The organism is Geobacter sp. (genome assembly GCA_009684525.1).
Taxonomy (GTDB): domain Bacteria; phylum Desulfobacterota; class Desulfuromonadia; order Geobacterales; family DSM-12255; genus Geoanaerobacter.
The window spans coordinates 184477-196807 of sequence record WKKR01000003.1 but is presented as its reverse complement, the minus strand read 5'-3'; the positions used below and the strand labels follow the sequence as shown (position 1 = coordinate 196807).

At 56.6% G+C, this 12331-nt stretch carries 5 protein-coding genes; all 5 read left to right on the top strand.

Features of this window, described 5'->3' with window-relative positions; genetic code table 11:
* The first annotated feature begins 7 nt into the window (after positions 1–7).
* Genes GJT30_11850 through GJT30_11830 form a run of 5 tightly spaced genes read left to right on the top strand, consistent with a single transcriptional unit; the run spans position 8 to position 12319 of the window.
* Positions 8–1003, top strand: a complete 996-nt coding sequence (locus GJT30_11850; GenBank protein MSM40302.1) for an NAD-dependent epimerase/dehydratase family protein — start codon at positions 8–10, stop codon at positions 1001–1003.
* Positions 1000–1962: an NAD-dependent epimerase/dehydratase family protein gene (locus tag GJT30_11845; GenBank protein MSM40301.1), complete on the top strand. Its 963-nt coding sequence runs from the start codon at positions 1000–1002 to the stop codon at positions 1960–1962. The genes GJT30_11850 and GJT30_11845 overlap by 4 nt, the downstream gene beginning before the upstream one ends.
* Position 1963: 1 nt before the next feature.
* Complete coding sequence (locus GJT30_11840; protein ID MSM40300.1) at positions 1964–2911, top strand: NAD-dependent epimerase/dehydratase family protein; 948 nt, start codon at positions 1964–1966, stop codon at positions 2909–2911.
* Positions 2912–2918: 7 nt separating this feature from the next.
* Positions 2919–7262, top strand: coding sequence for a glycosyltransferase (locus GJT30_11835; GenBank protein MSM40299.1), 4344 nt, complete (start codon positions 2919–2921; stop codon positions 7260–7262).
* Positions 7263–7264: 2 nt separating this feature from the next.
* Positions 7265–12319 carry a glycosyltransferase gene (locus tag GJT30_11830; GenBank protein MSM40298.1) on the top strand — a complete coding sequence of 1685 codons (5055 nt, stop codon included), beginning with the start codon at positions 7265–7267 and terminating at the stop codon, positions 12317–12319.
* Positions 12320–12331 lie beyond the last annotated feature (12 nt).

Sequence of the window (12331 nt, the reverse complement as noted above, 5' to 3'; positions counted from 1 at the left end):
GTTCTTCATGTTTCGGACCATCGACAGTCAGTTTACCGACCTGCTCCCCGCATACCGCGGGAAAACAGTCCTTATTACCGGTGCGGCAGGTTTTATCGGAACCAGGCTGCGGTCGCTGCTCCGGACCCTGGACGCCCGGCTGATCTGCATCTCCAGGACAGCTCCGCCTGCAACCCATGCCGGCGGAGAGACGTGGATCCGGGGTGATCTCTCGGAACGCGCATCATGGGAAAGTGCGCTGAAACACCCAGTTGACGTGGTCTTCCATTGTGCTGCACAGACCAGCGCCTATGCGGCAGACAGCGCTCCCGTCGAGGACCTGCGTTTGAACGTGGTCCCCATCGTCCACCTCCTTGAACTCTGCCACCAGAAGAAGTTCTCACCGTTCATTGTTCTTGCCAGTACGATTACCATCGCTGGGCTCGCACAAGCTCAACTCATCGACGAGTCAGTGCCCGATGCGCCGGTCACCGTCTACGACCTGCACAAGCTGTTCGCGGAACAGTACCTGCGCAGCTACATCGCCCGTTCCATCGCCAGGGGAACCTGCATGCGGCTCGCAAACGTCTATGGTCCCGGTCCCAAGTCGGGCAAGGAAGACCGCGGCGTCCTCAACCAGATGGTACGCAGGGCGCAGCAGGGCAACACCCTGACGGTGTACAAACCAGGGACCTTTGTCCGCGACTACGTCCATATCGACGATGTTGCCATGGCATTCTTACATGCCGCTGCCAATGCGGATGCCACCAACGGACAGCACTACCTCATCGGCACCGGCACAGGGCACACGCTCATTGAGGCGGCCAGTCTCGTGGCAGAAGTAGTCGGGAAAAAGAGCGGAACCACTGTGAGCGTGGAAATGGTCACGCCGCAGCATCCCCAGTCGCCCATCGAAAGCCGCTGCTACACGGCCGACTGCAGCCGTTTCATCCGGGCAACCGGCTGGCAACACACCTTCGACCTTGCGCAAGGGATCGAATCCATGCTGGAGGATATCGCATGAACATACTCATCATTGGCGGTGCCGGCTTTCTCGGCGCAAATCTGGTCAGGAGGTGCCTGCGCGAGAAAGACGTCACCGTTACAGTGCTCGACGCGCTGGAACCGCACCTCCGTTCCACCACGGACAACATCCGCGACGTCTGGGAACAGATACACTTCGTTCGCGGAGATATCCGCGACGAACACCTCATTTCCGAGGTGGTGCAGGGGCAGGACATCATCTTCAACTGCGCTGCCCAGACCTCCCATCCGCTCTCCATCCAGTATCCTTTGCTGGATGCCGAGATAAACTGCCTGGGCAACCTGAAGCTTTTGGAATCGATCCGGCTGCTGAACCCACAGGCCATTGTCGTGTATACCTCCAGCAGCACTGTGGTCGGCAAGGCGCTGAGTTCGGTCGTCGACGAAGACCACTGGGAGCGTCCGCTGGAGATCTACTCGGCCAATAAAGGGGTTGCCGAGAAATACTACCGCATCTACCATACCATCCACGATCTCAAGACCGTCGTTCTGCGCTTTGCCAACCTGTTCGGGCCTTACGGCAAGGGTTTCCAGGAATTCGGCTTTATCAACTACTTCATCCATCTCGCCTGGAGCAATGAAGAGATCAAGATCTTCGGCAGCGGCGACCAGTCGAGAAATGTCATGTTCGTTGACGACGCCACCGAGATCCTCTGGCAAGCGGCCCAACGTTCAGAACTCTACGGCGAGACGTATTTCGCCACCGGGAACGAACACCGCACCGTCAGCGAGATCGCCTCGACCATAGTTGCCGAACTGGGCAGGGGGCAGCTTACCCATATCCCCTGGCCGGACGAACGTAAGAGGATCGAGATCGAGAATGTGCGCTTTTCCTCGCAACGGCTCCAGGAAATGACCGGATGGCATCCGCGCTTTTCCCTGGAAGAAGGCCTGCGGGCCACACGGAAGACACTGGAAGCAAAAGGAAGGGGAAAGTAAGATGAAAATCCTCGTCACCGGAGCTCTGGGACACATCGGATCGCAACTGATCAGGATACTTCCGGACATCTTCCCTGCCGCTCAGATCATCATGATTGATAACATGCTGACGCAACGTTACTGCTCATTGTTCAACCTCCCTCCGCAGGGAAACTACTCCTTCAGCTGTACCGACATTGCCACCTGCGATCTCAATCAGCTCCTTGACGGCATCGACGTGGTGATCCATCTTGCCGCCATTACCGATGCCACCACAAGCTTTGCCCACCGCGATGCGGTCGAGGAGATCAACTATGCCGCAACCGCCCGTCTGGCCGAAGGATGCGCCCGAAACGGCTGTCGCTTGATCTTCATTTCCACCACCAGCGTCTATGGAAGCCAGAGTGACGTGGTTGATGAGGCATGCCCCATCACCGAGCTGATTCCGCAAAGCCCCTATGCAGAATCGAAACTGAAAGCCGAGCAGATGCTGCAACAGGAAGGAGCCGCAATGGGATTGCGGTTCGTGATTCTCCGTTTCGGCACTATCTTCGGTATCTCTCCGGGCATGCGGTTCCATACCGCCATCAACAAGTTCGTCTGGCAGGCCAACCTGGGTGAGCCGATCACGGTCTGGCGTACAGCCCTGCACCAGCACAGGCCCTATCTCGATCTCTCCGACGCCGTTACTGCTCTTGCCTTCGTGATCAAACAGGATCTCTTCAATACTGAGATATTCAACGTGCTCACCCTCAACGCCACGGTGAACCAGATCGTGGAAGAGATCAAGAAAGAGTTCCCTTCATTGCAGGTAACTTTCGTCGACACAGAAATCATGAATCAACTCTCCTACCATGTGAGCCGGGCAAAGTTGGAATCGAAGGGATTCACCTTCAACGGATCTTTGGAACAGGGAGTAAGAGCTACATGCCATCTGCTCAGGCAGATGAATTCCTTACCGAAAAGGTGACCGACAGATGAGGATACTGTTCATAGGCGATTGCGAGGCCGATTATCTGGCCAAGTGCCACGAAGCACTGCGTACTGGTCTTCGCTGCAGCTTCGATACCAGGATGTTCGGGAAGGGATACGAAGGGTATGACCCTTCTCTGAAAAGCTATGGCGAAATCATCCGTCACACCTTCCCCGATGTCCGGCCCGACTTGCTCATCACCGCCTTCGACCTGACCCCGCCCGCCTTTGGTCTCCCCTTTGCTGGGCTGGACCAGGCAGGGGTCTCGAGCGCCATTGTCCTGGGAGACTACTGGAACGTCACCGAAGGCAATTCCGACGCCTTTTTCCGCTTTCTCGACGACAACCGCATTGCCCACGTGATTTCCTACTTTCCCGAACCGCTCAGGCTTTTTGCCGACTCGCTGTACGGCCAGCGCTTCGTCAACATCCTGCCGACCTTTGATCCGCAACTGTTCAACGACTGGCAGTCGGAAAAGAGGTACGACGTCGGCTTCCTCGCCGCCGGCACCACCGAACCGAGCCCGTTTTATCCTGAACGTTTCGCCATACACCAGGCCCTGACGGCGCAAAAGGAGTTCTCTTATTTCTCGGCACCCCATCCCGGCTGGGAGTATCGCTCCCAGCCACATCCGCTGGTGGGAAAGGAATTCTCAAAGGCGATCAATGCCTGCCGCATCTTCATCACCACTGCCGGCAGGCTGCGGCACCCCAACCCGAAATATTTCGAAATCCTTGCCTCGCGAGCCGCCCTTTTTGCGGAGGAACCGGACGGGGCGGAGCTACTGGGTCTCGTTGATGGCGTCAACTATGTCAAAATCACTTCAGACACGGCCGTCAATACCATCCGCTCCTACCTCGCCCAACCGGGTCGCTGCGAGGAGATCGCCGAGGCAGGCTACCGCCTGGCTATGCAGCGCCATTCCTGCCACGCCCGCGCCCAGGAGTTCTATCGATTCTTTGCGCCACGGCTCTTCAACCGAACAGTTGAGCTGCCGTTGGAGATCCGCTCATCGGCACCGGTACAACCGCTACCCGCATCCGGCGAAACGGCATTCTCCACGCCGAAACGGGTGGGAGGCCTGGATCTGCCCGAAGCGCTTCTCAATGATGCCAACCAGCCGCAGCCGGTTACGCTGCCACCGACCATGTCGGAGCTGCCGTTGTCATCCTCCCCCCAGTACACGCTCTATCGGCTGATACGACACCTGAAGCCACGCAATATCCTCGAAATCGGCAGTCAGATCGGGGCATCGGCAGTGGCCATGGCCTTTGCCATGCGCGACAACGGCATGCCGGTGGACATCGTCTGCATCGACCCCTTCCTCCCCACCGGCGACAACGATGGCCTCGAAACCTTCTCCGAATGGTACCGGCACGTCACAACGAGCGGACAGCACGAAGGGATTCACCTCATCATTTCTACCGCTGACAAGGCGCTGCCCAAACTGAGCACGACCTTCGACTTCATCCTGATCGATGGCAGCCATGAATATGAAGATGTGCGGCACGATTTCCTCAAATGCCTCGATATCGTCAACGAAGGAGGCTACATCTGGCTCCACGATTTCATGATCTACGAGTCGGTGAGAAGGGCTTGCACGGAGGTGTTGTCCCTGTGTCGTTTCCCGTTCCATGTCAACAGCATCCAGCGTAATGCCCGGAACGAACTGTGCGGCTGGGTCATCACCCGCAAGGTCGCACCGGCAGCTAATCTTCAGCCGACAGGGCCGACCAGTGGCGATAAACTCCATATCGGCTGCGGACAGAACTATCTGCCAAGCCATATCAATATCGACACCGACAAGAGCGTCAGGGCCGACCTCTATCTCGATGCCATGGATATCGATCGCGTCTTCCCTCCGAAGAGCCTCACTGAAATCCTGATGATTCACTCCTTCAATTATCTGAACCTGTGGCAGGCCCGTGAATTTCTCGACAAGGCAGCACTGCTCCTCACCGACGACGGCACCCTGATCATAGAAACCCCGGACCTCCTCAAGGCAGCCAGCAAGATTTCCATCGAACAGGGAAGGAACCTTGGTGAGTATCTCGAAGGGGTACGGGCTCTCCATGCCTTCGACATGGGGCAGGTTGAACGACACGATGCCATCACTCCCTATGCCTGCAGCTGGTCGTCATGGCATCTTGAGCAGGAGTTACGGCGAGCCGGTTTTGGAGAAATCAGCGTGCTTCCCCCCCAGACCCATGCTCCCTGGCGCGACATGCGGATCGAGGCAAAGAAAGGGGGCGTACAGCACGAGAGGAAGCGGACAGTTCTCTTTGTTCTCGATACTGCCCTGGGGCATGCCACGGCACAGGTGCGCGGGCTGGCGCTGACAGAGTCGCTGACCCGCAGCGGGTGGAACGTGGCGGTCGTCGATATCCGATCTACGCCGCTGCAAGCCATTATCGACCAGGCCAGGTCTGCTGACATCGCCTATCTGCTGAAGGTCTCCTTCCTTGAAATCGTCAAGGCCCTCAAGTCGACAACGGCCAAGGTGGTCTTCGATCTCTCAGATGCACTCTGGACCGACTACCACCGCCAGCATGGCTGGCATGATCTCGACGAGATCCTCTCTACGGTCGATGCCGTGATAAGCGACAATCCCTATGTCGCCCGTTATGGCGAAAAGTTCTGCAAAGTGGTGCTGATCGTCCCCACGGCGACCCATGTGGAGAAGTTTGCAGAATATCTCGCTGCCAGACCTGAAAAACAGGAAGATTCCGTAGTCGTCGGCTGGATCGGCAGCCAGGGGACCGCCGTTGGATTGAACCGCCTCAAAGGGGTACTCGACCGACTTGCCGCACGGCACGAAAACCTGGAGATCCGGATCGTCGGAGCAGACCGTTCAGTAGTGCCCGACTTTTCCTCCCCTCGTGTCACCGTAGTTCCCGAGTACGATGAACAGAGAATGATCGAAGAGGTGGCAGCCTTTGATATCGGCATATTCCCTCCCCCTCTCGACCTGGAGGACTATGTGGTACGCGGAGCGCTCAAGGCCCTGATCTACATGAGCGCCGGTGTACCTCCCGTCTGCTTCAATGCCGGCGAATGTATGGATGCCATTAGTGACGGCATAACCGGGATGCTGGCATCGACAGAAAAGGAATGGGAGGAAAAGCTCGAACTGTTGATCACTTCTCCGCAATTGCGTCGCACGATCGGAGCTACTGCCCGCAGCCAGATCAGTTCTGCCCACTCACTACAGAAAATAACCGACATCCTGACCAGTACTTTTGAATGCATCATCCTTGGGAGGGAACCGGAACCCGCACCGGAACGAGAACCGGACCAGGGGATTCGCGTGCTGGCCGTCTATGACATCGAAGGATGGGCATGGTGGAATCGTTCGCAGAACATCCGCAGGCACCTTCCCACAGAAGTGACCCTGGAAATGCGGCGGATGGATCAACTGTTCGACCATCGGAAGTACGATTTCATCATGATCTTCGATCCGTACCTGATTTCCCTGGTCCAAAACGTCCCGCCGGAAAAAATCATAGTCGGCTGCAGTTGCCCGAAATATCTGGAGCAGACCATCAGCCTCGTCACCTCGGCACGTTGTGCCGGAGGCTTCCTGAACAATCAGGAAATGTTCCGTCAGGGGTCCCTGGAAGCCCCCAACATCTTCTGCTGCCAGAACGGCGTCGATGAGGAACTGTTCCACCCGGCAACCGAACCTCCCGAAGAACCAATCGCCTGTTGGGTCGGCAATTCGGATTCGGTGGGAGAAAAAGGCCTCGATCTCATCAGGGAAGCCTGCCGGCAAAGCGGGGTACGCCTGGTCTTTCTCGACCGCGAGGCGCGCAGGGACATGGAATCACTCCTTACCCAGGAACAGGTACGCGATACGGTCTACCACCAGGCAACCTTCTATATCTGTGCCTCGGTCGTGGAAGGGACGCCGAACCCTGCGCTGGAAGCACTTGCCTGTGGACTGCCCGTCATTTCCACCAGGGTCGGCAACATGCCCGAGATCATCCGTGACGGTTACAACGGCTTTCTCGTCGATCGCTCAGTAGAAGCGCTGACAGCGGCAATCGAACGCCTGAAGGCCGGAGATATGCACGCCATGGGCCGCAATGCACGGCAGTCTATCCTTGATGGCTGGACCTGGCAGCAGCAGGTTGCCAAATATGCAGCGATGTTCTCTACCCTCGCCAAGGAGCGGTCAAGATACGTCGGACTGAACAGCGCCATCTCCCTCGGTATGTCGCTGCTCGAAAAAGGAGAGTTCAAGCATGCGGAAGAATCATTCCTGCAGGCGCTGCAGTTGGACCCGCAAAATCCGAAGGCACGATATGGACGGATTCTAGCCGCAAAACAGTTTGCCGGGAACCAATAACCATGACAACGACCTCCATTAGCGAACGGGCGGACGGGTATTCGGACAAATTCCCTTACTCCGCGCATTTCCTGCTCAACGACACCTGCAATGCCAAGTGTGTCTTCTGCGGCGGCGACTACTTCCGAAGCAGAAGCGGCAAGGCGATCACCCTGGAACAATTCAAGGTCATGGCGCGCAACATTCACCTGGAACGCTTCCGTTCGGTCTGTCTCGCAGGGGCCGGCGACCCGCTTCTCAACCGGGATTGTGTCTCGATCATGCGCTACATCAACGAGGTATACCCTCAATGCGCCATCACGATCACAACAAACGGTATCGCCCTGTCTCGGCAGCTGTCAGAGACTATGATCGGGCAGTGCACCGTCCAGTCGGTGAATGTCTCCATCAATGCCGCCACCCGTGCCACCTATGAACGACTGATGCAGGTCGACGCTTTCGACCGGGTGGTCGAGAATGTCAAGGCATGTTCTGCCCTGAAAGACCTGTACCAGAGCCCGATCCATATCCAGTTTTCCATCGCCCTGTCGACCCACAATATCAATGAATTGCCGGCCTTGGTCCGGCTTGCTCATTCCCTGAAAGTGCCATTGATCAATGTCTTCTACTGCCGCTTCTACCCCGAACGCATCAGGATGCTCAACATCGAATCCGCTCCCTATCGGCTGGAGGACTCGGCCTCCCTCTTCTTCCACCAGCAACTCTCAGATGAAAAGATGCTGGAGGCCAAGGCGCTTGGCGAGCAGCTGGGAGTCTTTATCGTGCACGAACCGCTCTTCTCGCAACCCGGAGCCCCCCGGCCCTGCCTCTGGACCGAAGACGAGATCATGATCGGTTTCGATGGCGAGATCTACCCGTGCGGCGGCGGCGAACTCCACTTCAAGGAGAAGGTCGCATCGGGCACATACGATTTCGGTAATGCCCTGACCCAACAGATCGAGGAGTTCTGGAACAACGAGACCTACCGTGCGCTACGGGTCTCATCCAGGCGCTGCGGGGCAGGCCCGATCCCCGAATGCGGCGAATGCGCCAACATCATGATGCATACCGACATCCGCTCGCACCTCATGCAGTGGCAGGGATTCGAGGAGAGTCCGGCCCCTCTCGTTTCGGTGATAGTCCCGACCTTCAACCGCCCCGACATGCTGGCAATCGCGCTGAAAAGCATTCTCGCCCAGACGCTCCGGGACTTCGAGATCATCGTTGTCAATGATGCCGGCGAGGATGTTCGCGCCGTTGTGGATGGCTTTGCATCGCCAAAGATCCGCTACCTGTGCCACGAAGCAAACAAAGGGCTGGCTGCATCGCGCAATACCGGCATCCGTGCGGCGCGGGGGAAGTACATCGCCTACCTCGACGATGACGACGTATTTTTCCCCAATCATCTGGAAACATTGGTGACGGCTCTGGAAGGAGAGCACCTGGATGTCGCCTACACCGATGCCTACAAGGACGTGCAACAGAAGCAAGGTGACCGCTATGTGACGGTCCGCAAGGAGACCCCCTACTCCCAGGAGTTCGACTACGACAAGGTCCTGATACAAAATTTCATTCCCGTGCTCTGCATCATGCACCGACGTACATGCCTGGAAAAATCCGGTCTGTTCGATGAAACCCTGTTGCGGCACGAGGACTGGGACCTCTGGATCAGGATGTCGCGGCACTTCACATTCACCCATATCCCGAAGCTGACCTGCGAGTTCACCTATCGCTGCGATGGCAGCGCTATGACCAGTGGCTCGATGCCGCTCTTTCTCTCAACAATCAAGAGAGTCTACGAGAAATATGAATCTCTGATTCAACGAGACAGCGATATTGCGCGCAAAAGAAAAAAAGCCCTTTTCGAAGCATATTTCAGAACGTTTCATTTCATTGCCGACCACCTCACATCTCAGAGTTCTATCGAGTCGCTCCCCTATGCCGAGTTGAAGGCTACGGGTGCCACCCCCGTGCAGATCAGATCGACCCATTACTGGCAAAAAGCGCTTCAGGCCGCTGACAGAAACGACGCCATACGGCTCCTGAAAACGGCACTGTCTGAAGACAGCCAGAACCATCCCGCTCGAACCGACATCGTCGCGAGGTATATTGAACAGGGGATGTTCGCCGATGCCATTGCGGAACTCTCCGTGCTTTCCGAGCTGAATCCTCTTGAGACAGGCTTTACACAAACGTTGACCGATCTTAAGGCACATTGCGGCATGAAGACGCCTCCCACTCCTCAGTCCAGTGACGAACCATTTCTGCAAGCATCCCCTCAATTGAGGGTCGCGGTCTATTCCCTGGACGATCCCGGATCGGCATGTGCACAGTTGCGCTTGAAACAGCCTCTTGCCGTGGGGGGTGCAAAGGTCGAGTTGTTCTGGGGGGCACACAATGACGGAGTGACCTGTACGGCAGATCTCAGCCTGTTGGAGAGGGCAGACATTATCGTGCTGCAACGATTTTTCCCGAGAAACGGCACCATGCCGTTCATCGAACAGATGCTAGCCAGCGGCAAACCGGTCATCTACGAAGCCGACGACTATCTGCTCGACGTCCCCATGGGGCATCCCCTGAAGGCACGGGCCGATGAAACCTCCGTGCTCCTCCGCCAGCTGCTTCCGAAGATGTCGGCCATAACGGTTTCATCCGAGCTTCTCAGAGAGCGCTATCAGCAGTTCAATCCGGAAACATATCTTGTGCCGAACCTGCTCGACCGGGCAAAGTGGGATATTCCATCACCTGCTCCGACTGCAGGCAGAGTCGTTATAGGATTCTGCGGCACCGACACCCATGGCAGCGATCTTTCCCGTATCGAGCCAGCCCTGCGGCGAATTGCCGACAAGTATGGGGAAAAGGTCCATTTTCGCTTCATGGGATATGCCCCGGCCAGCGCCGCAACACTTCCGGGCTTTTCATTCCAGCCTTTCCAGTATGACTACCTCGACTATGCCAGGGCGCTTGCAAAAAGCGGTTTTGACATCGCCATAGTCCCGCTTCAGGACACTCCGTTCAACCGCTGCAAAAGCAACATCAAGTGGCTGGAATATTCCGCCTGCAGCATTGCCGGGGTCTTTGCCGATCTGCCCCCGTATAATGAAACCGTGGAACACGGAAAGACCGGCCTGCTTGTTGGCCAGGACCCAGAAAAGTGGTTTCGGGCATTGGAATTCCTCATCGACCACCCCGATATCCGGACCCGGATTGCGCACGCAGCAAAGGCCGAGGTTTTGAAACGCTTCTGCCTGACCGAAGGTGCACATCCCGCTCTGGACCTGTATGAACGACTCCTGTCTGCCTCTCGCAGCCGTAATGCCGCCAACAAAGGAACGCACACTATCTCCGGCAAAAAATTCTCCATCATCATCCTGACCTGGAACCGGGCAGCCATGCTCGACCAGTGCCTGAAGGCCCTGTTTGCCAGCCTGGCGTCACCACTCGACTGTGAGATCATCGTTGGGAACAATGGCTCAACAGATGAGACAGAGGCGGTTCTCAAGCGCTATCGCGTCGACAAGTACATCAGGAAGGAGTCCAATACCGGCCTGGAACTCTACCGCGAGCTCTTTGCCCAGGCCGAGGGTGATTACGTCATCGAACTCGACGACGATGTCCTTGAACTGCCCCGCCATTTCGAACGCGAGTTCGAGCGGTATTTCCAGGCATTCCCCGACTACGGACTCCTCGGACTCGATGTTATCCAGAACCAGTTCACCAACGGCGCCAAGCCGGAATCAACGTATTATCGGCTCGATGTGCGCACAGGCCTCACTGTGGAAGAGGGACCGGTTATCGGCTGCTGCCTCTGCATATCCCGCAAGATATTTTCCCAAATAGGGGGTTTTGAGAATGTCTCATTGAGCATGGCAAAAAGTGAGGATGACATTCTCTACAATCGCGTCCGGCAGGCAGGGCTCCGGGCGGGCATCCTGTCGGGAATCCGCTGTTTTCACGCCTCGGGCACCCATTACTCCAAGGCATACGGCTATCTGCAGCGTGATCAGGAAAAATACCGGATATCAGGACTCCACGATTTTGTTGAACGCTATGCCGAACAGGAGACCGATCCGGTCTATCTCCCGGAAAACCCGGCCATTGCCGTCTCGATCGTCATACCGCTTTACAACCAGGCCACATACACCCGTCAGTGCCTGGAAGCCCTGGCCCGCAACACCGGGAATGCCATCCCTTTTGAACTGGTGATCGTGGATAACGGCTCCACCGATGAGACTCCCGAGCTTCTGAAATCCTTGACGGGTAACGTAACGGTCGTATCGAACCGCGCCAATCTCGGGTTTGCCCGCGCCTGCAACCAGGGGGCAAAACTCGCCAACGGTCGCTATCTCCTCTTTCTCAACAACGACACGGTCCCTGAAAAAGGATGGCTTGTGCACCTGGTGAAAAGCCTGGAGTCAGCGGGAGCCGACATCGCCGGTGGCCTTCTCCTCTTCCCTGACGGAACGGTTCAGCACGCCGGCATCGCCTTCAGCGAGCAGGGATGCGGCTACCATATCTTCAGCGGCTTTGCCGCAGACAGCCAGGCGGTGACTACACAGCGCTTCATGCAGGCAGTCACGGGTGCCTGCATGCTCATCAAAAAAGAACTTTTCGAGAAGCTGGCCGGATTTGACGAAGGATTCGTGAATGGATTCGAAGATATTGATCTCTGTCTGCGGGCAGGCGAACAAGGGGCAAAAGTCCTCTATGCCCCCTCGTGCAGACTGGTCCATTTTGCCGAGGCCAGCGAAGGCCGAAAAGACCATGACACTAAAAATATTCAGCATTTTTCACATCGATGGCACGGTCGGATTCGTTTCGACGATGAAGAATATTACCGCAACAGCGGTTACAGTAAGGTCCACGGAGCAGACAGGACTTTCACTGTCTCACCCGTGAAGCATGCACACCAGTCACATGAAATGCGAGACCAGACACAATCTGTGATAGTAAAACTCAAACAACTCCAGCATGCATTCACCTGCAATCCCGCAGATAAGGCCCTTCGTGCCCAGCTCATCAGCACCCTCGAATCCCTTGGCTGCCTCAGCGAAGCGGAGCGACTGAAAAAGCTGTGAACATTCTCCCAG

Excerpts from the sequence above, each read along its gene's own strand:
- GJT30_11840 (MSM40300.1), top strand. The coding sequence starts at position 1,964 with ATGAAAATCCTCGTCACCGGAGCTCTGGGACACATCGGATCGCAACTG.
- GJT30_11850 (MSM40302.1), top strand. The coding sequence starts at position 8 with ATGTTTCGGACCATCGACAGTCAGTTTACCGACCTGCTCCCCGCATAC.
- GJT30_11845 (MSM40301.1), top strand. The coding sequence starts at position 1,000 with ATGAACATACTCATCATTGGCGGTGCCGGCTTTCTCGGCGCAAATCTG.
- GJT30_11835 (MSM40299.1), top strand. The coding sequence starts at position 2,919 with ATGAGGATACTGTTCATAGGCGATTGCGAGGCCGATTATCTGGCCAAG.
- GJT30_11830 (MSM40298.1), top strand. The coding sequence starts at position 7,265 with ATGACAACGACCTCCATTAGCGAACGGGCGGACGGGTATTCGGACAAA.